Annotated in this window: 23 protein-coding genes; 6 read left to right on the top strand and 17 right to left on the bottom strand. The window is 61.2% G+C overall.

The genetic code is table 11. The features are described 5' to 3' along the window. The first annotated feature begins 67 nt into the window (after positions 1 to 67). Complete coding sequence (locus V8G57_RS06085) at positions 68 to 826, top strand: SDR family oxidoreductase (RefSeq protein WP_342828586.1); 759 nt, start codon at positions 68 to 70, stop codon at positions 824 to 826. Positions 827 to 859: 33 nt separating this feature from the next. On the opposite strand, the gene V8G57_RS06080 is transcribed toward V8G57_RS06085, so the two are convergent. The 9 genes from V8G57_RS06080 to V8G57_RS06040 all read right to left on the bottom strand — a co-directional run bounded on the left by V8G57_RS06080 (position 860) and on the right by V8G57_RS06040 (position 10,067). Further along, positions 860 to 1,429, bottom strand: coding sequence for a flavin reductase family protein (locus V8G57_RS06080; RefSeq protein ID WP_092401351.1), 570 nt, complete (start codon positions 1,427 to 1,429; stop codon positions 860 to 862). A 53-nt stretch (positions 1,430 to 1,482) separates the two neighbouring features. After that, positions 1,483 to 2,472: a Gfo/Idh/MocA family protein gene (locus tag V8G57_RS06075; RefSeq protein WP_342828585.1), complete on the bottom strand. Its 990-nt coding sequence runs from the start codon at positions 2,470 to 2,472 to the stop codon at positions 1,483 to 1,485. 9 nt (positions 2,473 to 2,481) lie between these two features. Beyond that, a complete protein-coding gene (locus V8G57_RS06070; protein ID WP_342828637.1) occupies positions 2,482 to 3,492 on the bottom strand; it encodes an SIS domain-containing protein in 1,011 nt (336 codons plus the stop codon). Beyond that, positions 3,485 to 4,618: an N-acetylglucosamine-6-phosphate deacetylase gene (nagA, locus tag V8G57_RS06065; RefSeq protein WP_342828584.1), complete on the bottom strand. Its 1,134-nt coding sequence runs from the start codon at positions 4,616 to 4,618 to the stop codon at positions 3,485 to 3,487. Before nagA ends, V8G57_RS06070 begins: the two co-directional genes overlap by 8 nt. Continuing rightward, complete coding sequence (locus V8G57_RS06060; RefSeq protein ID WP_342828583.1) at positions 4,615 to 5,580, bottom strand: glucosamine kinase nucleotide-binding domain-containing protein; 966 nt, start codon at positions 5,578 to 5,580, stop codon at positions 4,615 to 4,617. Before V8G57_RS06060 ends, nagA begins: the two co-directional genes overlap by 4 nt. 10 nt (positions 5,581 to 5,590) lie before the next feature. Beyond that, positions 5,591 to 6,712 carry an ABC transporter ATP-binding protein gene (locus tag V8G57_RS06055; RefSeq protein ID WP_342828582.1) on the bottom strand — a complete coding sequence of 374 codons (1,122 nt, stop codon included), beginning with the start codon at positions 6,710 to 6,712 and terminating at the stop codon, positions 5,591 to 5,593. 20 nt (positions 6,713 to 6,732) lie between these two features. Further along, a complete protein-coding gene (locus V8G57_RS06050; protein WP_342828581.1) occupies positions 6,733 to 7,626 on the bottom strand; it encodes a carbohydrate ABC transporter permease in 894 nt (297 codons plus the stop codon). A gap of 12 nt (positions 7,627 to 7,638) precedes the next feature. Then, the gene (locus V8G57_RS06045; RefSeq protein ID WP_041742035.1) at positions 7,639 to 8,562 is read right to left on the bottom strand and encodes a carbohydrate ABC transporter permease; all 924 of its coding nucleotides are present in this window, start codon (positions 8,560 to 8,562) and stop codon (positions 7,639 to 7,641) included. Between the two features lie 245 nt (positions 8,563 to 8,807). After that, positions 8,808 to 10,067, bottom strand: a complete 1,260-nt coding sequence (locus tag V8G57_RS06040) for an ABC transporter substrate-binding protein (protein ID WP_342828580.1) — start codon at positions 10,065 to 10,067, stop codon at positions 8,808 to 8,810. Positions 10,068 to 10,625: 558 nt separating this feature from the next. Here V8G57_RS06040 and V8G57_RS06035 point away from each other — a divergent pair. The 3 genes from V8G57_RS06035 to V8G57_RS06025 are packed head-to-tail and all read left to right on the top strand — an operon-like array spanning position 10,626 to position 14,081. After that, entirely contained in the window at positions 10,626 to 11,873 is a 1,248-nt protein-coding gene (locus V8G57_RS06035; protein ID WP_342828579.1) for an ABC transporter substrate-binding protein, read from the top strand. A 5-nt stretch (positions 11,874 to 11,878) separates the two neighbouring features. Next, positions 11,879 to 12,589: a response regulator gene (locus V8G57_RS06030; protein WP_342828578.1), complete on the top strand. Its 711-nt coding sequence runs from the start codon at positions 11,879 to 11,881 to the stop codon at positions 12,587 to 12,589. Beyond that, complete coding sequence (locus tag V8G57_RS06025; RefSeq protein ID WP_092401322.1) at positions 12,567 to 14,081, top strand: ATP-binding protein; 1,515 nt, start codon at positions 12,567 to 12,569, stop codon at positions 14,079 to 14,081. The genes V8G57_RS06030 and V8G57_RS06025 overlap by 23 nt, the downstream gene beginning before the upstream one ends. Before the next feature lie 15 nt (positions 14,082 to 14,096). Here the strand turns inward: V8G57_RS06025 and V8G57_RS06020 are convergent, their stop codons facing one another. From V8G57_RS06020 to V8G57_RS06005, 4 genes are all read right to left on the bottom strand, one after another. Next, a complete protein-coding gene (locus V8G57_RS06020) occupies positions 14,097 to 14,723 on the bottom strand; it encodes a cupin domain-containing protein (RefSeq protein WP_342828577.1) in 627 nt (208 codons plus the stop codon). Positions 14,724 to 14,882: 159 nt separating this feature from the next. Further along, positions 14,883 to 15,452 (bottom strand): AAA family ATPase, encoded by a 570-nt coding sequence (locus V8G57_RS06015; protein ID WP_342828576.1) that lies wholly within the window; start codon positions 15,450 to 15,452, stop codon positions 14,883 to 14,885. A 211-nt stretch (positions 15,453 to 15,663) separates the two neighbouring features. Then, positions 15,664 to 16,566, bottom strand: coding sequence for a LysR substrate-binding domain-containing protein (locus V8G57_RS06010; RefSeq protein ID WP_092401313.1), 903 nt, complete (start codon positions 16,564 to 16,566; stop codon positions 15,664 to 15,666). Positions 16,567 to 16,954: 388 nt separating this feature from the next. Next, a complete protein-coding gene (locus V8G57_RS06005; protein WP_342828574.1) occupies positions 16,955 to 17,380 on the bottom strand; it encodes a DUF4019 domain-containing protein in 426 nt (141 codons plus the stop codon). A gap of 127 nt (positions 17,381 to 17,507) precedes the next feature. On the opposite strand from V8G57_RS06005, the gene V8G57_RS06000 reads away from it, so the two are divergent. Continuing rightward, the gene (locus V8G57_RS06000; RefSeq protein ID WP_342828636.1) at positions 17,508 to 18,830 is read left to right on the top strand and encodes an Nramp family divalent metal transporter; all 1,323 of its coding nucleotides are present in this window, start codon (positions 17,508 to 17,510) and stop codon (positions 18,828 to 18,830) included. Here the strand turns inward: V8G57_RS06000 and V8G57_RS05995 are convergent. The 4 genes from V8G57_RS05995 to V8G57_RS05980 all read right to left on the bottom strand — a co-directional run bounded on the left by V8G57_RS05995 (position 18,827) and on the right by V8G57_RS05980 (position 22,576). Continuing rightward, positions 18,827 to 20,014, bottom strand: a complete 1,188-nt coding sequence (locus V8G57_RS05995; RefSeq protein ID WP_342828573.1) for an acyl-CoA dehydrogenase — start codon at positions 20,012 to 20,014, stop codon at positions 18,827 to 18,829. The genes V8G57_RS06000 and V8G57_RS05995 overlap by 4 nt on opposite strands. A 295-nt stretch (positions 20,015 to 20,309) precedes the next feature. Beyond that, a complete protein-coding gene (locus V8G57_RS05990; RefSeq protein ID WP_342828572.1) occupies positions 20,310 to 20,615 on the bottom strand; it encodes a hypothetical protein in 306 nt (101 codons plus the stop codon). A 106-nt stretch (positions 20,616 to 20,721) separates the two neighbouring features. Then, a complete protein-coding gene (locus tag V8G57_RS05985; protein WP_342828571.1) occupies positions 20,722 to 21,843 on the bottom strand; it encodes an alkene reductase in 1,122 nt (373 codons plus the stop codon). 136 nt (positions 21,844 to 21,979) lie between these two features. Then, the gene (locus V8G57_RS05980) at positions 21,980 to 22,576 is read right to left on the bottom strand and encodes a TetR/AcrR family transcriptional regulator (RefSeq protein ID WP_342828570.1); all 597 of its coding nucleotides are present in this window, start codon (positions 22,574 to 22,576) and stop codon (positions 21,980 to 21,982) included. A 299-nt stretch (positions 22,577 to 22,875) separates the two neighbouring features. Between V8G57_RS05980 and V8G57_RS05975 the strand changes: the two genes are divergently transcribed. Then, on the top strand, positions 22,876 to 24,120 hold the full coding sequence (locus V8G57_RS05975; protein ID WP_342828569.1) for an MFS transporter: 1,245 nt from the start codon (positions 22,876 to 22,878) through the stop codon (positions 24,118 to 24,120). Positions 24,121 to 24,245: the final 125 nt, after the last annotated feature.

Genomic DNA, 24,245 nt, shown 5'->3' with positions numbered 1-24,245 from the left:
AGGCGCCTCGGGCCGGATGCTGAAACACCGTTAAAATGAAGGGAAACACACGCAAGGAGCACACCCAATGGCAACAACGAAAAAAGTCGCGCTGGTTACCGGCGCAGGTTCAGGCATCGGCAGGCACATCGCCCTGGCCTTGCTGCGCAACGGTTACAGCGTAGTGCTGGCGGGCCGGCGCGTTGCGGCGCTGGAGGAAACGATCGCCGCCGCCGGGGCGTCGGGCGCGGACGCCTTGGCGGTGCCGGCCGATGTCAGCGATCCGGCGTCGGTCAGGGCTTTGTTCGAAAAAATTAAGGAGCAATTCGGCCGGCTGGACCTGCTGTTCAACAATGCAGGCATCTTTACCAAACCGGCGTCGCTGGAAGATGTCGATTTTGCGCAATGGAAGGCGTCGGTCGATGTCAACCTGAGCGGCGCTTTCCTGTGCACGCAGGAAGCGTTCCGCATCATGAAGGCGCAGACGCCGGGCGGCGGCCGCATCATCAACAACGGTTCGATCGCGGCCCATGTGCCGCGGCCGAATTCGGTGGCGTATACGGCCACCAAGCACGCCATCACCGGCCTCACCAAATCGACTTCGCTGGATGGCCGCAAATACCATATCGCCTGCGGCCAGATCGATATCGGCAACGCCGCCACCGACATGACCGAACGGATGGAACAGGGCATCCTGCAAGCCAACGGCCAGGTTGCGGTGGAACCGACCATGTCGGTGGAAAACGTCGCCAACGCCGTGCTGTACATGGCGAGCCTGCCGCTGGATGCGAACGTTCAGTTCATGACGGTGATGGCGACCAACATGCCGTTCATCGGGCGCGGCTGATCCGCTCCGGCCCGGCAGGAAATTGAATCCTCGCTACGGTTTCAGTTCGACGTTGAATGCTTCGCCGGTGGCAAAAAAGGCGCCGCCAGACAGGTAGTGCAGCGAGCGCTGGTCGTCCGCCGGGAAGTGCCAGCGGCCTGCCGAGAAGGCCGCTGAATCGGCCCAGGCGGCGACCACTTCGGCGATGAACAGGTCATAGCGCTGCTGGTTGTGCAACTCGGGGATCACCTTGCATTCGAGCCAGGCCAGGCAGCCCGACATCAGCGGCGCGCCAATTTTCTCCGATGGAAATGTGGCGATATCAAGCGCGGCGAATTTGTCGCCTTCGCGCCCCGAGCTGGATCCCACTGCCAGCGTGGTTTCGGCCAGCGCCCGGGTCGGGATGTTCAGGGCGAACTCGCCCGAGGCTTCCACCAGCTCGCGGGTCAGGGTGCTGCTGTCGATCACCAGCAAGACCTTGGGCGGATCGAAATCGAGCGGCATCGCCCAAGCCGCCGCCATTACGTTGCTGACGCCGCCATGGGCGCTGGTGACGATGGTGGTGGGGCCGTGGTTGAGCAGGCGGTAGGCTTTGGCCAATTCTACTGCTTGAATATTCTGCATGATGATCCCGGTAATGATAACGCTGCTGGCTCATTCTATCCGGGTTCGCATCCTCAGGCATGGTCGGCCGGATAGGCCACGCCGATTTGCGCGCGTATCGTATCGAGCACAGCCATCTGCGCCAGCGTCTCGTCGTGCGTCATGAACGGGCTTTCAACCAGCCCGGCGCGCAGGCAGCGCATCACCTCGATCGCCTCGTGCGCATAACCGTTGCCGATGAATGGACATTGCTGGCTGCGCGTGCTGCCGTCTGCCAGCGTTATGGTCAAGCTGGCGCCCAGGTGGAAACCGGTATGCAGGCGCAGGTAGCCAAGCTCGCCGGAGATGGTCATTTCTACCGGGCCGGCGACGCGAGTGCTGCAGACGCAGGAAGACAGGCCGCCGCCGCGATGGCGCATGGAAAACGCGGTTTGCTCGTCGACGCCGGTGGCGCCGATGTCGGCAATCGACTGCACGGCGTCGACCGGACCGAGGAAAAAAGTCGAGATCGATAAAGGATAGATGCCGATATCGAGCAGCGCGCCGCCGCCGAGTCCAGGGTTGTACAGGCGGTGTTCCGGTCCGAAATCGCCGACGAAGCTGAAATCCGACTGCACCTGGCGCACCTTGCCGATTTCGCCGCCGGCGACGATGCGCCTGGCTTCGGCGATGCCGGGCAAGAAGCGCGACCACATCGCCTCCAGCAGGAAACGGCTGTTGCGGCGCGCCAGAGCGATCACCTGTTCCGCTTCGCGCCGGTTCATGGTGAACGGTTTTTCGCACAGCACATGTTTGCCGGCTTCCAGGCACATGATGGCATTTTCGGCGTGCATGGAATGCGGCGTGGCGATGTAGACTACATCGATCTGCGGATCGTCGGCCAGCGCCTGGTATGAGGCGTGGCGCCGCTCTACATCGAATTCACGGCCGAATGCGTCGGCGCTGCCGCTGCTGCGCGACGCCACCGCCTGCAGGATGGCGCCGGGGGCGTCGCGCAGGCCGGCAGCAAAAGCCCGGGCGATTTTTCCGGTGCCGAGAATGCCCCAGCGGACAGATTGCTGCATGGATTCTGCTTACTCGGTCTTGGTCACTTTACTCAGGTGCCGCGGCTGGTCGGGATCCATGCCGCGCGCCACCGCCAGTTGCGCCGCCATCACGTAGAACGCCTGGATCGCCACGATCGGATCGAGATCCGGCGTTGCCGCCACCGGCAGGGTCAGGTCGCGCGCCGCCACGTCGTCGGGCGCCGCCAGCAATACCTTGGCGCCGCGGCCGCGCATTTCCTCGGCCAGCTTGAGCAGGCCGGCCTGGGTCGGTCCGCGCGTGGCGAAGATCAGCAGCGGATAACCCTCATCGATCAAAGCCATCGGACCATGCTTGATTTCCGCGCCGCTGAAAGCCTCGGCCTGGATCGCCGAGGTTTCCTTGAATTTCAACGCCGATTCCAGCGCCAGCGGCAAGCTGATGCCGCGGCCGACCACCATGATGCGCGAGGAGGGCGCCAGGACCTCGATAGCGGGCGTCCAGTCAAGCTGGGTGGCCGCGGTGAGCGCTTGCGGCAAGGCGTCGATGGCGGCCAGGAAGGCGGCGTCGTCTTGCCAGTGCGCGGCCAGCCTGGCTGCTGCCACCAGGCTGGCGATAAAGCTCTTGGTGGCCGCTACGCTGAGTTCGGCGCCGGCATGCAAGGGCAAGGTCCATTCGGCGCTGCCGGCCAGCGGCGATGCGGCATCGTTCACCAGCGCCACGGTGGTGGCGCCGCTGTCGCGGAAATAGCGGATCGGTTCGATCACGTCAGGGCTCTGGCCCGACTGCGAAATGGCGATGACGAGCGCATCGCGCGCGATCAGCGGCGCTTTGTTGAGGGTCACCAGCGACAGCGGCAGCGAAGCGACGATGCGGCCCAGGCGGGCCATGATCAGGTAGGCGCAGTAATTGGCGGCGTGGTCGGAACTGCCGCGCGCTACCGTCAGGATGGTCGACGGCGGCGCCGCCCGCAGGCGTTGCCCCAGTTCGGCGTAGCGGTCGCGGTCCTGGCTGAGCTGCAAGGCGACGTGTTCTGCCGCCGAGCGGGCTTCTTTAAGCATCAACGAGGTCAATTCTTTCTCCTTCTACATAAACGGCTTTGAGTTTGAGCTGGCGATCCAGCACCAGGATGTCGGCGAAGCAGCCTTCCTTGAGGCGGCCGCGCTCCTGCATGCCGAGATAGTCGGCAGGGTAGGTGGAAACCCGCAGCGATGCCTCGGCCAGGTCGAGGCCGAGCGACACCAGGTTGCGCAAGGCCTGGTCCATGGTCAGGGTGCTGCCGGCCAGGGTGCCGTCGCCCAGGCGCACGCCGCCCAGGCACTTATGGACTACCTGGCGGCCCAGCATGTATTCGCCGTCCGGCATGCCGGAAGCCGCGGTGGAATCGGTGACGCAGTACAGGCGCGGAATCGCCCGCAGCGCGGTCTTGATGGCGCCCGGATGGACATGCAGCAGGTCCGGGATCAGTTCGGCGTATTCGGCATGGGCCAGCGCAGCGCCGGCCATGCCCGGCTGCCGGTGATGGAAAGAGCTCATGGCGTTGAACAGGTGGGTGAACCCGGCCGCGCCGTTTTTCAGGGCGGCCACGCCATCTTCATAAGTACCCAGGGTATGGCCGATCTGCACCCGCATGCCGAGCTGCGACAAGGTCTTCACCAGCGCCATGTGGCCGTTGATCTCGGGGGCGATGGTGATCAGCTTCAAGGGGGCGAAGCTGCGCAGCCAGTCGACTTGCTCCAAGGTCGCGGCAATTGCAAAATCAGGCTGCGCGCCAAGCTTGCCGGGATTGATGTAAGGACCTTCCAGGTGCGCCCCCAGCACCCGTGCGCTGCCCGCGCGGCGGCCGCGGCAGGCGCGGCCGATTGCGCCCAGCGCCGCTTCCAGCTCTTCCGCCGGCGCGGTCATGGTGGTGGCCAGCATGCTGGTGGTGCCATGCCGGGCGTGCAGGCGCGAAACCACGTGCACGGCGTCGCCGGCTTCCATGATGTCCTTGCCGCCGCCGCCATGGACGTGCAGGTCGATAAAGCCGGGCAAGATGTAATCGCCGCTGGCCGGTGTCTGTTCCTGCGGGTTTTCGTTTGTTCTGCCTTTGATTTCCGTGATCATGTCGCTGAAGCCGATGCTGCCGGTCACCCAGCCGTCGCTGGTCAGGATATTGCCATGCAGTTGTGTAGCGTTGCCGTTCATATTGTTTCCCCTGCTGACTCTGCTGCGAGCTGCTGGCGCAGCAGCAGCAATGCGCCGATCGCGGCGCCGGCGCGCGGCGTGGTCGCGCGCGATTTTAACGGTTCCGGCAAATAGGCTTGCAACGGGGCGGCCAGGCCGCCGCACAGGGCAATCGGCAATTGCTGGGATGGGTCGAGCGCGTTGGCGATCTGGGCGATTTCCTGGCCGGCCTTGTGCAAGATGGCAAGCGCCGCTTCATCCTGCCCGGCATGCGCCACCACCAGCGGCGCCAGCTGCGCAAAAATGCTTTGGTTGGCACTGTTGACCCAGGCGATCACGCGTTCCCGGTTCGCGCTGCTGCTGAAATCGGCACCGGCGTCGTCGTCGCCGCCGCAAAAGCGCACGATGGCCCGGGCCAGCGAACCCGGCGCGACACGGCCGTCCAGGGCGCGTTCGACATGGTTGGCGGCGCGCAGGCCGATCCAGCCGCCGCTGGCTTCATCGCCGGTCTGGAAACCCCAGCCGCCGACTTCCCGGCGGCTGCCGTCGGCCAGCAAGACTTCGCCGACGCTGCCGGTGCCGATGGCGACCACCACGCCAGCCTGGCCCAGGTGCGCGCCGAGCAAGGTGGTGAAGGCGTCGGTGCCGGTGGCGAGGGCGCCGAAACCGGGGTTCTGGGCGCGGAACTGCGCTGCCCATTGCGGATTGTTGATGCCCGACAAACCGCAGCCGGCAGCGATCGCCTGGTAGGGCGGCCGGACGATGCCGGCGCTCTGGAATGCGCCGTCAAGCGCCGTGACGATGGCGCACCAGGCTTTGCTGGTGCCGTGCATCAGCGCCGACGGTCCGCTGCTGCCGTCGGCGACATGGCTGCCGTCCGGGCGCTCGACCCGGATTTGGGTCTTGGTGCCGCCGCCGTCGACGCCGATCAGATATTCGTACGCTGTTTTCAACTCTACCCCCACGCCTTTTTGAAGGCGCATATTGTATCTATTATTGTTTGGATGAAATCATGTTTCCAGGTTTTAACCTCGCCAGCGCCAGGCCCTTGGCGTCGAACACATGGAAGGCGCTGCTTGGCGCCGACAGGGTGACGGTATCGCCGATATGCACCGGATTGTTGCCGTCACCGCGCACCAGCAGGTCCTGGCCGTCCTGCAGCGTCACATAAATGAAGTTGGCTTCGCCCAGGTGCTCGACGATGCTGACCTTGCCGCTGAATACTTCACCACTATGCGCGTTTTCCAGGATATGTTCAGGCCGCAGCCCTATCGTCACGGCGGCGCCGGCCTTGGCCGTGCCGGCGGCGACATCGGCGCGGATCTCCTGGCCGCTGCTGAGCCTGATTTTCAGGTGGTCGGTTTCGATTGCCGTAATCGCGCCGTTGAACAGGTTCATCTTGGGCGAGCCGATAAAAGTCGCGACAAACAGGTTTTGCGGCCGCTGGTACAGTTCCAGCGGCGATCCCGCCTGCTGGATGTAGCCGTCGTTCATCACCACGATCTTGTCGCCCAGGGTCATGGCTTCTACCTGGTCGTGGGTGACGTAGACGATGGTGGCTTCCAGCTGCTTGTGCAGCTTGGCGATTTCGAGCCGGGTCTGGACCCGCAGCGCGGCGTCGAGGTTGGACAGCGGTTCGTCGAACAGGAACAGTTTCGGCTTGCGCACGATGGCGCGGCCGATCGCCACGCGCTGGCGCTGGCCGCCGGACAGTTCGCGCGGCAGGCGGTCCAGCAGGTGGTCGATTTTCAGGATGCCGGCGGCATGGCGGATGCGCTGGTCGATGGCGGCCTTGTCGGCGCCGGCGATCTTCAGGCCGAACGCCATGTTCTTGTATACGCTCATGTGTGGATACAGGGCGTAGCTCTGGAACACCATGGCGATGCCGCGTTCGGCCGGCGGCAGGTGGTTGACGACCTGGTCGCCGATCGACAGCTCGCCGCTGGTGATCGATTCCAGCCCGCACAGCATGCGCAGCAGGGTTGATTTGCCGCAGCCGGAGGGGCCGACCAGGACCACGAATTCGCCGTCCTTGATGTCCAGGTTGAGGTCGGCCAGCACGTTCTGCTTGCCGTCATACGATTTGGTGAGTTGTCTTACGCTTACGTTTGCCATGGAATGTCTCGTTTTCTGTATTACTTGACGGCGCCGGATGTCAGGCCGCGGATCAATTGCCGGGAGAATATGACGTACATGACCAGGATCGGGATCACGGCCAGCGACAGCGCCGCCAATACCGAATTCCAGTCAGTCACATACTGGCCGATGAACTGCTGCACGCCGAGGGTAACGGTCTTGGTTTCATCCGACGGCGCCAGGATCAGCGGGAACCACAGGTCGTTCCAGGCCGGGATCATGGTGAACACCGCCACCGTGGCGATCGCCGGACGGATCAGCGGCAGGATGATCTGGAAGAAGATCTTGAATTCGCCGACGCCGTCGCAGCGCGCCGCGTCTTTCAGCTCCTTGGGGATCTGGCGGATGAATTCGGACAGGATCATCACCGCCAGCGGCAAGCCTTGCGCGGTGTACACCAGGATCAGCGCGGTGCGGGTGTTGATCAGGTCGAGGCTGACCACCAGCTGCAGGATGGAGACCGTGCCCAGGCGGATCGGGATCATGATGCCCAGCGCCAGGTACAGCGCCATCAGGCGGTTGCCGCGGAACTTGTATTCCGACAGGGCCCAGCCGGCCATGGCGCCGAACAGCACGATCAGCAGCAGGGAACCGAGCGTGACCACCAGGCTATTGCCGAAGTACAGCATGAAGTTGGTGTTGTGCAGCACCTTTTCAAAGCCGATCAGCGAAAACGTCTCCGGCGTCGGGAACGCCAGCGGATTGTCGAAGATGGCGTCGCGCGACTTGATCGAATTGATCATGATCAAGGCGATCGGGAACAGCGCGATCACGGCGTAGGCGCACAGCACCACATGGACCCAGATGCGGCCGAGATTGGCGAAGCGGCTTTGGCGCAGCACCGGCGCCGAGGCGGCGGCAGCGTTTGAAGAGAGCGAGGAAATCGGTGTCATGTGCTGTCCTCGTTACAGTTCGTAGCGTGTCAGCTTGCGCTGCACGAAGTAGAAATAGCTGGCGACGCCGAGCAGGATCACCAGGAACATCAGGGTCGCCACCGCCGCGCCCATGGTCGGGCTGCCGATCTGCGCCTGGTAGCCGAAGAAGGTGCGGTAGAAGAAGGTGCCCAGGATGTCGGTGGTGTAGTTCGGACCGGCCAGCGCGCCCTTGACCGAATAGATCAGGTCGAAGGCGTTGAAGTTGGCGACGAAGGTCAGGATGGTCACCAGCCCCAGCGTCGGCAGGATCAGCGGCAGCTTGATCTGCCAGAAGATGCGGAACGAGCTGGCGCCTTCGGCATAGGCTGCTTCCAGCACTTCTTCCGGCACCGCCAGCAGGGCGGCGTAGATCAGCATCATCGGGATGCCGACGTATTGCCAGACCGAGACCAGGCCGAGCGTCAGCAATGCGGTGCTTTCCTGTCCCAGCCACGGCGCAAAGTAATCGCCCAGGCCGACATGCGTCATCAAGCCTTCGCCGACGCCCCACAGCGGCGACAGGATCAGCTGCCAGATGAAACCGATGATCACCACCGACAGCAGGGTCGGCAGGAAAATCAGGGTGCGGTAGGTACGCGCGCCGCGCAGGCCCTTGAGGCTGAACAGGGTGGCCAGCAGCAGGCCGATCGGATTTTGCAGCAGCATGTGGATCGCGAAGAATTTCACGTTGTTCAGCATGGCGTTCCAGAACGCCTTGGACCAGTCCGAATCGAACAGGATGGTGTGGTAATTGGCGAGGCCGACGAAACTGTGGACGCCGGCGTCGTTGCTGGTGTAGAAGCCCAGGCGCAGGGTGTCCAGCAAAGGCAGGGCGCTGAACATGGAGTAGATGATGACCGCTGGCGCCAGGAATACCACGATGTGCCAAGGGAATTTCTTGTTTTGAAGATTCATTCGGGTTTTCGGTGATGGCAAAAAAATGCGCAGGTCTCCGCGGGCGCGGATGAAACACGGGGGAGATCGTGTTTCATCCGCGCCCGGCTTGGTCGACCATGGAATACGGGCATGACGACGGCTTATTTTTGACTTCCGTGCCGTAGATCACGGGCTTACCCGGCGGCAAGCCTTGGCTGCTGTGTGGCTTGCCGGCCAGGGTAGAGTCAATCTTAAACTCTTCCCCGGCCGGCGAACAGCAGTGCTTATTGTTGCGGTTTATACCATTTGGCAAAGCCGGTCTGGATCTGCGCCGCGGCTTCCTTCGGCGCCAGCTTGCCGTTGAGGACCTGGGCATTCACGTTCCACAGCTGGTTTTCCATGCTCGGCTCGCCGCGGTTGAGGATTTGCGCATTGAGGCGGATGGTCGACGAGCAGGATTTGCGCCAGTCGATCATCTGCTTGGCGACCGGATCCTTGACCGAAATCAGGTGGTCCGACAGCGAGAAGAAGCCGGTGACCTTGTTGGTATAGATGTCGGCGAATTCCTGCGAACCAAGCCAGGCCAGGAACTTGTAGGCATCTTCCTTGTTCTTGGATTTCTTGTTGACGCCCATGCCGATATCGTTGTGATCGGAGATATAGCATTTGTCGCCGGCTTTAGGCACTGGCGGCGGGAAGGCGCCCATCTCGAATTTGGCGTTGGTGTTGAAGTAGGCGATGTCCCAGGAGCCGGTAGGGTAGATGGCTGCCTTGCCGAGCGCGAACAGGTTCTGGCTGTCGCCGTAGGTTTGCGAGCTGGCGCCCTTGGACAGGTATTTGCCCAGCTTGGCTTCGTATTCAAACGCATTGACGAAGTTAGGATCGGTGAATTTTTCTTTGCCGGCGATCAGCGCCTTGCGGCCTTCTTCACCCTTCCAGTAGTTGGGGCCGACGCCGGTGAAGACCACCTGGCTGGATTCCCACTGGTCTGCGGTGCCCAGCGCCAGCGGCGTGTATTTGCCGTTGCTCTTGATGGTGTCGAGCACCTTGAAGAATTCCGCTTCGGTTTTTGGCGGCTGCAGGTTCAGTTCCTTGAAGATTTTCTGGTTGTACAGGAAGCCGTGCATCACCGACGCCACCGGCATGCAGAACGTGTCCTTGCCGTCATCTGTCTGCCACGCGGTCTTGGAGGAAGCCGGGAAGTGTTCCATGCCTGGCTTGCCGTCCAGCTTTTCCAGGTTGCCCTTCTTGTACAGGGACAGCGAGACATCGAAAGGACGGCAGGCGATCAGGTCGCCCGCGGTGCCGCCGGCCAGGCGTGCGGTCAGGCTGGAGTCGTACTCGGTAGGAGCGGTCGGCGCGAATTTGACTTCGATGCCAGGGTTCTTTTTCTGGAAAGCCGGGATCAGCACGGTTTCCCACAAAGTCTTGTCGTCGACGCGCCAGCTTTCGATGGTCAAGGTGCCGGCTTGCGCCGTGCCGGCTGCCGCCAGGGCGATCAGCACTGCATTGCGGATGGTACGAATTCGGTTGATGGTTTGCATCAAAGTCTCCTCTTGGGTTTTACCGCTTGGATTTATCGCTATCGCTTGGGGTTTTATTAGTGCGGCGCTTTCCAGGGGATGAAGCCCGTGAAACCGCCGCGCACAGACATTAGCACCATAAAAAATGTGTCGCCATCTTAGTTGGAAAGCATCTATGCAAATTACATAAGCTTTTGATTTTATTCAGGAAAATTAAAATATGCGATTTATGCGGATTACATATCTTTACAGTGTTGCCAGCGAATTGCGGCTGTTTCATCCGGCAATAAGGTCAAATCGCGGTAATGCCCTGCTTAGGCCAGTATAGATAAAATTACGAATACTTACGTTTCTTTACAAAACAAGAAGACTGCTAACGTTGTGAACCCGACTTGCGCTATAGTCACACGCGATGTTGGGGGGGAGGCAGGACAGGTTTTTATAAAAAAATCAATAAGGCGCTCGATGATTGACAAGCGATACGCTAATAAAAGGGGAGGCGCGAAAACCTGGTCCGCAGGATCGCGCAAATGGCTCGCATCATGGGCAATCGGCTGCCTGTTCCAGTACTCGGCAGGCATGGCCGATGCCGCCGCCGCGACGCCGGTTGCCGGCGCAGGCCAGCCGGCAGCGTCGCTGCAGGTGGTGCACTGGTGGACTTCGGCCGGGGAACGCAAGTCGGTTGACGTGCTGGCAGGCCGGCTCGCGGAAGAAAATATCCAGTGGCGCGACCTGGCCATTCCCGGCGGCGCCGGCCTGGGCGCCAGCAAGGTGCTCAAGAGCATGGTGTTGGCCGGCAAGGCGCCCGAGGCGACCCAGCTCAACGGCATTGTCTTCGGCGAATGGGCTGATCTCGGCCTGTTGCTGGAACTGGACGACGTCGCCACTCCGGGCGGCTGGCAGAAGCTGCTGTTCCCGACGGTATGGTCGCTGGTGCATAACCGTGGCCACGTAGTGGCGGCGCCGCTCGGCATACATCGCATCAATAACCTGTTTTATAACAAGAAGATTTTCGACCGGCTCGGCCTGGCGGCGCCCAGGACCTGGCCCGAATTCGAGCGGGTGGCGGAAAAACTCAAGCAGGCCGGCGTCACGCCGCTGGCGCAAAGCAGCGAAGCCTGGCAGGTCGCCACCCTGTTTGAAACGCTGGTGCTGGCGGAGAGCGGCCCGGCCTATTACCGCTCCCTGTTTGTCGACCTGAATCCGGCCGCGTTCGGCGACCCGCGCATGACCCATGCCTTGAAGCGCTTGCGGTCGCTCAAGCAGTGGATGCCGCAGCCGCTGCGGGAACGGCCGTGGCCGGAGGCGACGCGCCAGCTGGCGGACGGCGACGCCGCCATGTTCGTGATGGGCGACTGGGCCAAAGGGGAGCTGCTGGCCTGGGGCTTGAACACCGACCAGGATTTTTCTTGTGCGGCGGTGCCGGGCACGGCAGACTACCATCTATATAGCGTCGATACCCTGGCCATGTTCGCCGGCGACTATTCGCACCAGCCGGCGCAGGAAAAGCTGGCGCAGCTGATCATGTCGCAGCCGGTGCAAAGCGCTTACAATCAGGTCAAGGGCGCGATCCCGGTATGGCGTTCGCCGGATTTGTCGAAAATGGATAGCTGCGCGCGCGCTTCCTGGAGCGCGTTCAGCAAGGGCAGCGCATTCCAGGCGCCGAGCCTGGTGCACCGCATGGCCGCCGACGAAACCGCGAAAGACGCCATCGTGGCCGAGGTGCACCATTATTTTGTGGATGACAAGATGAGCGAGAGCGATATCCAGCGCAAGCTGGCCAGCATCGCCCGCTCTGTGTCGAAAACCGGAAAGCAGGAACAATAGGCCAAATGCGTAAGATATTGATCGTTGACGATGACCAGAAAACCAGGACGCTGCTGAAAGCCTACCTGGAAAAGAACCAGTACGAAGTGCGCCTGGCGCATAACGGCGAGGCGTTCCTGGCCGAGTTCCAGCGCTACGCTGAAGAACTGTCGCTGGTGATCCTGGACGTGATGCTGCCGGATACCGATGGCTTCGCCTTGTGCAAGACCGTCCGCCGCAAGTCCAACGTTCCCATCATCATGCTTACCGCCAGCTCCGACGAGACCGACCGCGTGGTCGGCCTGGAGCTGGGCGCCGACGACTATATCGCCAAGCCCTACAGCCCGCGTGAACTGCTGGCGCGGATCAAGGCCATCCATCGCCGCACCAGCATCGACAGCGCGGTGGCGCCGCGCTACTACCGCTTTGTCGGCTTCACGCTGGATACGGTGGAACGCACCTTGAGCGATCCTGACGGCCAGCTGGTGGCGCTGACCGGACTCGATTACCAGTTGCTGAAATATTTTGTCGAACATCCGGGCGACGTGCTCGACCGCGGTGTCCTGTGCGAGGAAACCCGCGGCCGCGATGTCGGCCCGCTGGACCGGTCGCTGGATGTGCAGATCAGCAAGCTGCGCCTGCGCCTGAACGACGGCGGCAAAGATCCGCACCTGATCAAGACCGTGCGCGGCGCCGGCTACGTATTCTCCGCCGATGTGGCCGCTGCGCAGATCTGAGGCGGCGCCCAAGCGTAGCTGGTCGGCCTGGTATAACCAGCTGCTGTCCTGGCTACTGCCGCATACGCTGCTGGGCCGCCTTTCGGTGGTGATGGTGTTCGGGGTGCTGGTGACGCAGCTGGCGGGCGGCCTGATCTGGTCGGCGCAGCTGCGCAGCAAGGCGGAAGTCGAAACCAGGACCGCGGCGCAGCATCTGGCGCACACCGCGGCCAGCGCGGTCCGTTTCTTCATGAGCCTGCCGGCGAATTACCGGCCGATCCTGATCCAGCAACTGCGCGAGATGGGCGGCACCCGTTTTTTTGTGAACACCAACGACGGTCCGGTGACCATCCACACGATCGCCGACAACACCCTGGCCAACATGGCGCTGGCCGAGATCGGCGCCACCCTGAAAACCGACTTGCCGTTCCTGCCGGGTTTCCGCCTGGCGTTTGCCTGGCCCGACGACCTGGTGGTGTCGCCGCAAGGCTTGCAGGTGGCGGACCTGCCGGACAGCTGGGTCCAGCACACGCTGCTGATCAAGCCGAATCCGGCGCCGGTGCTGGTGATCCAGACCGAACTCGAACCCGGCAACTGGCTGTACCTGGCGGCGCTTATGCCGAATCCTTATTTCCTCGATAGCGATAACCCGTTGTCGCCGGAGCGCTTGCTGCTGCAAGGCTTGTCGCTGGCTACCGTGCTGCTGCTGTCGATCCTGGTGGTGCGCTGGACCACGCGGCCGCTGGCGGCGCTGTCGGACGCCGCCGAAGCATTCGGCAAAGGCGAGGCCGCGCCTGAATTGCCGGAAACCGGCAGCCGCGAATTCATCAAGACCGCGCGCGCCTTCAGGTCCATGCGCGAACGCATCAAGCGCTACCTGGATGATCGCGAACGCCTGTTCGTCTCGATCTCGCACGATTTGCGCACGCCGATCACGCGCCTGAAGCTACGCACCGAGCTGCTGGACGATGAGCATCTGCGCAGCGAATTCCACGAAGACCTGGATGAGCTCGACATGATGGTGAAGGGCGCCTTGCAATCGGTCAAGGATAGCGATATCCATGAAAACCGCACCGAGGTAAAGCTTGATGCGCTGATCTTGCGCATGATACGAGACGCCCGCATGGCCGGGCACGAAGTTGCGTTTGCCGAATCGGGCCTGACGGTGATGGCCAAGCCGCTGGCGCTCAAGCGCGCCATCGGCAACCTGTTCGATAATGCGCTGCACTATGGCGAGAAGGTGGAAATTTCGGTCGCTGGCCTGATCAATGCATCCGGAAACAATATCCAGATCCAGATCCGCGACCATGGTCCCGGTGTGCCAGAAGAAGCCTTGCACAGCCTGTTCGAGCCTTACACCCGGCTGGAGCACGGGCGCGACCAGAATGCCGGCGGCATGGGGCTGGGCCTGGGCATTGCGCGCAACATCGTGCAGGCGCATGGCGGCGAGCTGCAGCTGCGCAATCATGCCGACGGCGGCCTGGTGGCTACCATCGTCCTGCCTGCGGATTAGCAATTTTTTGGGGCGTCAGCCGTTTTTCGGCGCAAGCCTGTCGATGGTTTGCCTGTGCCGAGGATTCTTGTCGCGAAATGCCGCCAGGTCTTCCGGCCCGGCAATCTTGAATTTCGCGAACTCGAACGGACCTTTGCATTCGCAGGTGACGAGTCCGTATTCTCCAGCCGGGTAGGCGCCGAACCAGTCGCCGAAGCCGTCGTTCTTTTCTATGACGACGTCATTTTCATACGTGACGTTTTCTTCCGATTTCCACAGCCCGCCGCCATCTATTTTCGGGATGCATAAAGCATCTCCCGAGATCAGCTTGAATCTCTCTTTGGTGTCTTGCAGGCTGTGCCAGCTGGAAATGGCTTGCTCGGGCAGCAGGTAGAAAATCACGGTGCAGGCGCCGGTGCGGATGAATTCACGATAGAAGCCGCCCTCGGGGTGGGGCTCCAGTGCGAGTCCCTGTTCAATATGTTTTGCAGTCAGGCGCCGGTTTGCAGGAAGCGTTTCGAGTTTTCCTACGTAGGCTTCTATATTCGATTTTTCTATAAGCAAGCGGTCTTTTTCAGCAGCGGCGGTTCCTGCTGAAACCAGGTCTTTCAATTCTTCGATGTAAACGCTTAAATTTTCAATCAGTCTTTCAGGCGAATACATTCTGGTTCCTCTTATAGGCCGAAGTCATGGTTTTTTGCGACACAGAGAGCGGCTAGGCTAGCACATATTTAGAATTGATTTTTGCAGGGGATGATGGATTTAACGCCCTCAAACGGCCGGATGCATTCACCATGACGCATTGCCTGCATTCAAAAAAAATCATTGCGCCGATCCGAACGCCCCAGATTGCAGCCTGGACAAGATGAAGCGCAACCTTTCTTCGACTGGCGTTCGCGGCAGCTCGATCAGTTCATAGCCATACTTTGCATAAATGGCGACCATGGAATCATAGGTACGCACGGCTTCTTCAAATGTCTGCTTTCGCTCCTTGTCTTGAGAGAAGATTTCCGGCCATGGCGGCGCAATGAATACTTGCGGATGGTAGCGAAAAGCTAATGCTGCTTTTTCCACGTGCGCGGGTATCTCCAGCCCCAGCAACTGTAAATATCCAGCCACATCCGGTACGCCGCGGTCGAAGAAAACCGGTCCGGTCATATTTGCCGCAAGGTGGTATGAACGCATTTCCCAACACAGCATTAACTCAGCAAATGACGCGGTGTCTTGCCATGGCAATGCATGTCCGCCAATTGCCACCTGGTCTTGTATGACACCTCTGCCTGCTTCGATCGAGCGCGCATAGCCGGCCTGCGCCAGGCTATCAATCAACGTGCTTTTTCCCGATCCGGGGCCTCCGGTTATAACAATCAATTGTTTAGGATCTACGGTCATAGTGACTCCCTAGTTGGCGTTACAGATCGCCGGCGCTGCTGCCAGGCCGCCGGCCTCATCAAGTTGGGTAGGGTGTGTAAAGCAAGTTTGGCATGTCCGCTTCCAGCCGAATAGGGTGGGCGCTGGCGCCCAAGCGGAAAGAGGACGCTACCGCGTAGGGAAAAAACTGCACCCGCGATGTTGATTATGCGGATGGCAATGCGGCTTTCTGCTACAGGCCGAAGTTATAGTTTTTCGCGACATGGACCGCGGCTTCGCGCAGGTCGTGGGCGAGTTCCGAGCGGATGCCGCCGCTCGGGTAGGCGAGCACGTATTTGTAGTTGATGTCAGCCTTGAACGGCCGCGTGACGACGCCATGGGGGAGCCAGATCTTCGCTGCGAACGGTTCCACGATGGCCACGCCGAAGCCGTTGGCGACCATGGCGTAGCGGGTGTGCGAGGTATGCGTCTGGATGGTGTAATTGGGGCGGATCGCGGCCGATTTCAGCGTCGACAATTCACGGTCGTAGGATTGCGCGCTGTTGGGCATCCAGCCGATCACGTTTTCGCCGTCCAGGTCTTCCGGCAGGATGACTTCCTTTTGCGCCAGGGGGTGGCTGGCCAGCATGGCACACAGCACGCTGGCTTCCATGAGCGGTTCGACCTCGATGCCGGCAAACGGCGGAAACGCCAGGCTCAGCGCCATGTCGACCTTGAGGTCCTGCAGGCCGACCAGGATCTCGGGCACGGTGCAGCTGTCGATCTTGACCGAGACATCGGGATGCTGCTTGAAGAAACGTTGCAGCACTTCCGGCAGCAGGGTGGTGGACAGCACCGGCAGGCAGGCGATGGTCAGGCCTTCCGGCGCTTCATGGCGGATATTGCCCGCCACTTGCATCAGCCGTTCCAGCCCCAGGAAATTTTCTTCCACCGCTTTATAAAAGCGCACGCCGGCATTGGTTGGCTCCAGGCGCCCCTTGGCCCGGTTGAACAGGCGAAAACCGAGGTCGGCCTCTAGATCTGCGATCAGGCGGCTGATCGCCGGCTGGGTAACGTGCAGGCGACGTGCCGCAGAGACGCTGGTGCCGGAAATCATCAGTGAGCGGAAAGCCTCGATTTGTCTGAAACGGATCATGATCTTATGCCAATGCAGGATGTGGTTGTAACGCTCTATAACAAACTGCTATGGCGCATACAAATTTGTGAGTGGACATGATATTCCATTCTTGTGACACTGTCTGCATTGGAGATGTTGTTATTGGCATGGCCGACAATACAATAACCCACACCGGATTCTACATTGAACGAGATTCAATGAACGCGCGGGCAGACCTGTTCTGCCGGTTGCTTGAAACGATTTCTGGTTATGTTCCAGATCTGCCCACAAGGCGCCCTGTTTTAAGAGATTTCGAGGCCCTCACGAGGTGGCTTTCGGATCCTGGGGCAATCCAGGCCGCCTAGCCTGCGATTCTATTCTGCTTCCTTCCCTTCGCATCCCCCGCACTACGTTTCCTTTGCCGCTGTCAGCGGATGAAATAGCCCGAGACTTTCCAGCTGCCGTCTTTTTCGCGCATGGGCGTAACGGTTTCGGTCGCCGATTTTTTGTTTTCGAACTGCGTCTCGTACTGGATCACGACATATTCGCCGTCCGGCGCGCCGGGCAGGGTGGTCGCATATTCCGTGCTTTTCAGCTCGCGCGCCTTTACCGGGCCGAGTGGCGCACGCAATGAGCGGACTCCGGTTTCCCAGGTGTTTTTTGCGATGCCGGTCTTGAAGAATGTGCCTGCGCGCTCCCAGCTTTCGCCGTATTTGCCGGCATCGGTCAGCGCCATCCAGGTTTTGGCCGCGGTTTCGGCTTGCTGGATGAGTTCGGCTTGCGGGTCTGCGGCGAAGGAGGGAGCAGCAGCGGTCAGCAGCGCAGCGGTGACCAGCGTCAGTATCGTTTTCATTTTTCTTACTCCGGATGAGCTGCTGCCTTATTGGATTGGAAAGTACGTTCAAATCATAGGGGTTGGAGCAGGCATGCGCAATGCCCGTGACACTATAGAATTGGGGCAACACTATCAGGATGCCTCCATGTATCGTTTGCCGACCACCGCCACCGCCCCATTTTGTCCTTCCGAAGTTGCCGGCACCGTTGCCGTCCCGAGCAGCGGCCCGTTCTGGAAAAAAATCCTCAGGTCCGTCGGGCCCGGCTTGCTGGTCTCGGTCGGCTACATGGATCCCGGCAACTGGGCCACTTCGATCCAGGCCGGATCGCAGTTCGGCTACCAGCTGCTGTTCGTGGTGCTGCTGTCCAGCCTGGCGGCAATTGTCCTGCAATGCCTCAGCATGCGCCTCGGTATCGCTACCGGCAAGGACCTGGCGGTGCATTCGCGCGAGAACTACAGTCCGCGCGTCAGCAAAGGCATGTGGTTTTTCGCGGAGATTTCCATCATCGCCTGCGACCTGGCGGAGGTGCTGGGATGTGCGCTGGCGTTCAAGCTGCTGCTCGGCGTCTCGCTGCCGGTCGGCGTGTTGCTGACAGCGTTTGATACGCTGCTGGTGCTGGGATTGAAAGGCAAAGGATTCCGCCAGATCGAGGCGATCATCCTCGGCTTGGTGCTGACCATCGCCGCCTGCCTGTTTGTCGAGCTGGTGTTCCTGAAGCCGGACTGGCATGCGGTGGCCGCCGGCATGCTGCCATCCTTGAGCGCGCTGTCGAGCCGGGAGCCGCTGTACCTGGCGATCGGCATCCTCGGCGCTACCGTGATGCCGCACAATCTCTACCTGCATTCGTCGATAGTGCAAACGCGGGTGGTGGAAAAAAATGACCGCAGCCGCGGGCAGGCGATACAGCTGTCGCGGCTCGATACCATTGTCTCGCTGCTGCTGGCGCTGCTGGTCAACGGCGCCATCCTGGTGCTGGCGGCGAGCGCATTCCATGCTACCGGAAATACGGCGGTGATCGATATCGACCAGGCATACCGCCTGCTCGATCCGATCACCGGCAGCGCCGCGGCCGGCATCCTGTTCGGCCTGGCGCTGCTGGCCTCGGGACAGAGTTCGACATTTACCGGGACGATCGCCGGCCAGGTCATCATGGAGGGTTTCCTCAACCTCAAGATCCCGTGCTGGCAGCGGCGCCTGCTGACGCGCGGCCTGGCGCTGGCGCCGGCCATGGCCGGCGTGCTGGCATGGGGCGAGCATTCCGTGGGGCGCTTGCTGGTGCTCAGCCAGGTGGTGCTGAGCCTGCAGCTGCCGTTCGCCATGTATCCGCTGATCCGCCTCACCAGCCGGCGCGATGTGATGGGTGTGTTCGCCAATTCGTGGCTGACGGCCGGCGTGTCGTGGCTGCTGTTCGTGCTGATTTCAGGCGCGAATATCTGGCTGGTGCTGCAGGTATTCGGCCTCGGCTAGTTGGCGAATGCCGGGATGCCGGTCTGCGCCCGTCCCAGGATCAGCGCGTGCACGTCGTGCGTTCCTTCGTAGGTATTCACCACTTCCAGGTTGACCAGGTGGCGGATCACGCCGAACTCGTCGGAAATGCCGTTGCCGCCCAACATGTCGCGCGCAACACGGGCGATGTCCAGCGCCTTGCCGCAGGAGTTGCGCTTCATGATGGAGGTGATTTCCACCGAGGCGCTGCCTTCGTCTTTCATGCGGCCCAGCCGCAGGCAGCCCTGCAGCGCCATGGTGATCTCGGTTTGCATGTTCACCAGCTTCACCTGCACCAGCTGGTTGGCGGCCAGCGGCCGGCCGAACTGTTTGCGGTCCATGGTGTACCGGCGCGCCGCGTGCCAGCAGAATTCGGCGGCGCCGAGCGCGCCCCAGGCGATGCCGAAGCGTGCCGAGTTGAGGCAGGTAAACGGGCCTTTCAAGCCGCGCACTTCGGGGAAGGCGTTTTCTTCGGGGCAGAACACCTGGTCCATGACGATCTCGCCGGTGATCGAGGTGCGCAAGCCGACCTTGCCGTGGATGACCGGCGTCGATAATCCCTTCCAGCTTTTTTCAAGGACGAAACCGCGGATCGCGCCTTCGTCGTCCTTGGCCCAGACCACAAATACGTCGGCGATCGGGCTGTTGGTGATCCACATCTTGTTGCCGGTAAGCTGGTAGCCGCCGTCGACCTTGCGTGCGCGTGCGGCCATGCTGCCGGGATCGGAACCGTGGTCCGGTTCGGTCAGGCCGAAGCAGCCGATCAGTTCGCCGCTGGCTAGCCGCGGCAGGTATTTTTGCCTGGTGGCTTCGCTGCCGAATTCGAAAATCGGCAGCATCACGAGCGAGCTTTGCACGCTCATCATGGAGCGGTAGCCGGAGTCGATGCGTTCGATTTCGCGGGCGATCAGGCCGTAGCTGACGTAGTTCAGGCCGGCGCCGCCGTATGCTTCGGGAATGGTTGCGCCGAGCAGGCCGAGCGCGCCCATTTCGCGGAAAATGCCGGCGTCGGTCTGCTCGTTGCGGAACGACATCAACACGCGCGGCGCCAGCTTGTCGCGGGCGTAGGCGGCTGCGCTGTCGCGCACCAGGCGTTCTTCGCCGCTGAGCTGCTGTTCTAGCAGGAGCGGGTCGTCCCAATGGAAGCTGGCGTGTGATGTAGACATGGGTTTTCTCCGAGATTTTGTTGTGTGCTGGCTGCTTATCTTGCGGCAGGCGCCGGCGTCGCTATCGTACTAAAGTTCCAGTCATATTACTTGATACCTTCCGCTCGCAACGGTTCAAGTCCCAACTGCGCAGTTAAATGGGGTCAGAGTTTTTTTTCGCGCCTTTTGCGAAAATTACTCTGACCCCATTTAACGGGCCACGGAGTGCGTTCGGTGGCATGCGACGACTTCGTTCGTCGTTATCTAAAACGTTTGCTACTCCGTGGATGCTAGCCGGGGGTAGCCCGGCAGCTACTCACTTTCTTTGCTTCGCCCCTAGCCGGGCGCCAAAAAGTAAGCAAAGAAAGGCGACCGCAAAGCCGTTGCCTTCCCTTCGGTCAGGTCCCCAAATCCGGCGCGTGCCAGCCGGGTGGGGAAAGCAACTCGCCTTCGGCTCAAACATCTTTCCCCACAATTCCCGGCTGACACGCGCCGGATTTGGCAACGTCTCAATGCGGAATTCAAAAGCAACGGCAACTTCAACCCCAAGGTCAAAATCAACGGCAACGGCAACGGCAACGGCAACGGCAACGGCAACGGCAACGGCAACGGCAAAAGCCACAGCCCTGCATTTTTTTCAGGCGGATTTCATAATCTCGGGACGAAAAAAATCCCGCTCGCCGGAATTTTTCAGTGCGCAAGCGGGATTGGAGAAGACGTTGCTTTGTTTATGCTTCGGTCAGCGCCGGGTAGTCGGTGTAGCCGTGTTCGCCTACGCCGCCGTACAGCGGTGCGTCTTCGAACGGTACGTTCAGCGGCAGGTTGTGCTGCAGGCGATGCACCAGGTCTGGGTTGGTGATGAAGGCGCGGCCGAAGGCGACCAGGTCGGCGTGGCCGCTGGCGATGGCTTGGCGCGCCATCATGCGGTCGTAGCCGTTGTTCACCAGCCAGGCGCCGTCGAAACGCTGGTGCAGTGCTTCGTAGTCGAACGGTGCGTTGTCGCGCGGACCGCCGGTGTGGCCTTCTACTACGTGCAGGTAAGCCAGGCCGAACTGGTTGAGCTGTTCTACCACGTAATTGAACAGCGGCTGCGGCTGGCTTTCGCTGGAATCGTTGACCGGCGATACCGGCGAGAGGCGCACGCCGACCCGGCCGCCGCCGATTTCGGCAGTGGTTGCGGCCACCACTTCCAGCAGCAGGCGGCTGCGGTTTTCGATGCTGCCGCCGTAGATGTCGGTGCGGTGGTTGGAGCCGTCGCGCAGGAAGCTGTCGAGCAGGTAGCCGTGTGCGCCGTGGATTTCAATGCCGTCGAAACCGGCATCCATCGCGCGTCTTGCGGTCTGGCGGAAGTCGTCCACCACGCCCGGGATCTCTTCCAGCGTCAGTTCACGCGGCACCGAAGTATCGACAAAACCTTCGCCGACCACAAAGGTCTTGGCCTCGGCGCGGATCGCCGACGGCGCTACCGGCGCCAGGCGGCCAGGCTGGAAGGAGACATGCGACATGCGGCCCGTATGCCAGATCTGCACCACGATGCGGCCGCCTTTTTCATGCACGGCGTCGGTGATTTTTTTCCAGGCGGCGACCTGTTCCGGCGTATGCAGGCCAGGCGTGTTGGCGTAACCCTGGGCCTGGGCCGACACCTGGGTCGCTTCGGTGACGATCAGGCCGGCGCCTGCGCGCTGGGCATAGTATTTCAGGTTCAGCGCGTTCGGCACATTGCCTTCGCCGGCGCGGTTGCGGGTCAGCGGCGCCATCACGATGCGGTTGGCTACTTCGATGTCGCCGATGCGGGCGGGCTGGAACAGGCTGTCTTCGGTACGGGTTTCTGGGGTGCGGCTCATGGACATTCCTTCGTGAATAAATCGCTGTCAGGCGATTGGTGGTTTGACTTGCTGCTGAAAAAAACAAACTGCAACACAGGTTGATAAGTGACCGGTCGTCTTGGATTCGCTTAAAAAAATCGATGCAATTCCTTCTGTGGCGTTACGGCAGGAAAAAATGATCGAACATCAGGTTCACGCAGGCGCGCACCGGCGCCGTCGAACGTTCGATTTTCATGCGCAGCATGGCGCCTTCCCAGGCGTTCCAGAAAAAATCGGTGAGTTGTTCCGCACTCAGGTCGGTGCGCACCGAACCATCGGCCTGGGCCTTGCGCAGGTAGCTGGCGAAGCGCTTGCGCCAGCCGGCCACCACTTCCTGCAGGGTAAGGCGGCAGAGCTCGCTGGACTCCGACATTTCAGCGGCAAAATTGCCCAGCAGGCAGCCGGCCTTCACTGTGCACTGTTCGTGGTAGCCGATGATGCGCTCGTAGGTATAGCGCAGCGCGGCCAGCGGCTGTTGCGGGCCCTCGGCAAAATAGCCGGACCATTTGTCGGCGAAGCCGTCGGCGTAGAAAGAGATGACCTCGGCACCGAAGTCTTCCTTGCTCTTGAAATAGTTGTAGAACGAACCCTTGGGCACGCCGGCGGCATCGACGATTTCCTTGATGCCGGTGCCGTTGTAGCCTTGTTCCGCGAACAGCCTGAGCCCGGTTTCGAGCAGGGTGGCGTGGGTGTCGTTGAGGGCGTGGACTTTATTCATTCCGCTATTATATGACCAGTCGTCTCAAATTGCTTGGCTTTGAAAATAGATGCTTTATTGATAATTTTTCACATGATCGAAAGCAGCGGTAAAAAGACAGGAAAATAATCCCGCGCAGCATTCGTTTCGCCTATGAACGCACGGCATATTTAATTTCCGGATATGGATAAAAGCGGACGGCATTACTGCTATCATTTGTTCAATGTTCCCATCAGGAACAATATGCACCGCGCTTACTTATCCAGTGTTGCCGCCTTCAAAGAGTTGCCATCATTTTTACTGCATTCCGTCTATTTTTCATGCGCAAGCTGTCGGCCGACCCGATGCTGCGCCACCACGACTTCCGCCGCTTCTGGCTGACCACGGTCCTCGCCAGCTTCGGCGAACAGATCAGCAGCCTGGCGATTCCGCTCACCGCAGTGCTGCTGCTGCAAGCCACCCCGGCCCAGATGGGCACGCTGATCGCATTGCAGACCTTGCCGTTCGCGCTGTTCTCGCTGCCGGTCGGGGTCTGGCTGGACCGGCGCAGCAAATATCCGGTGCTGCTGTGGTCGGAATTCCTGTTCGGCGTCGTGCTGGCGGTGATCCCGCTGAGCTACTGGCTGGGTTTGCTGAACATGCATGTGCTGTACGCGGTAGGTTTCCTGATGGGGATCGGCTTTGTCATCGGCGGCAGCGCTTCCCAGGTGTTTCTGGCGCAGCTGGTGGGGCGCGAGCAGCTGCTGGATGCGCAAAGCAAATTCGCTGCAACCGATTCGATGGCGCGGCTGGTCGGTCCCGGCATCGCCGGCATGCTGGTGCAGCTGCTGACGGCGCCGGTGGCGGTGCTGGTCGATGCCCTCGGTTTTGTTGGCTCCTGGTGGAACCTGCGTTACCTGCGCAAGCGCGACAGCTATCCGGCGCCGTCCGACCGCCATCCCTTCCGCGAGATGGTGGACGGCATCAAGATGGTCTGGAACCACGAGGTGCTGTGGGCGCTGGCCTGGGGCACCGCCTTGTGGCAAGTGCTGTTCAATGGCTACCTGGCCTTGCAGATCCTGTTCGCCACCCATCAGCTCGGCATGTCGCCAGGCGTGCTGGGCGCGGCGCAAACCTTGGGCGGGCTGGGAGTGCTGGTCAGCTCCATGCTGCTCAAGCCCTTGTCGCGCAGGTTCGGCAGCGGCCGCACCATCCTGATCGGCCTCGGCGGCACCGGCGCGGCATGGCTGCTGCTGGCGATGATTCCAGCCAACCTGTTTGGTTCGCCGCTGCTGAGCGCGCTGGCGTATGGCGTGGTGGTGTTCATCTTCGATTGCAGCGCCATGCTGTATTTCATGCCTTACCTGGCGTTGCGGCTGAAGCTGACGCCGGATGCCTACCACGGCCGCATGGTGTCGACCATGCGTTTCATGACGGTGGCGGCGGCGCCGCTGGGCGCTTTGTCGGCCGGCTGGATTGCAGAACACCTGGGCGTGCGCAGCGGACTGATTGCCATCGCCGCGGGCGGCAGCCTGCTGACTTTCGGCTTGCTGAAGACTTCGCCCCTGCGCGATATCCGGGACTGAAGCCGGATCCAATCTTGGACGGCGAGGCCGGCGGAAAAAAAGCCTGCGTCAGCGCGTCGAGTTCGACTTCGGCCGAGGCAGGCTGGAGAGAAGCTTCATGTGCTGGCATGGTGGGCAGCCAGGCA

This window comes from Collimonas rhizosphaerae (assembly GCF_038896935.1).
In the GTDB taxonomy this organism is placed as follows: Bacteria; Pseudomonadota; Gammaproteobacteria; order Burkholderiales; family Burkholderiaceae_D; genus Collimonas; species Collimonas rhizosphaerae.
The sequence above is the reverse complement of the archived record's forward strand: the minus strand, read 5'-3'. Positions and strand labels throughout refer to the sequence as shown.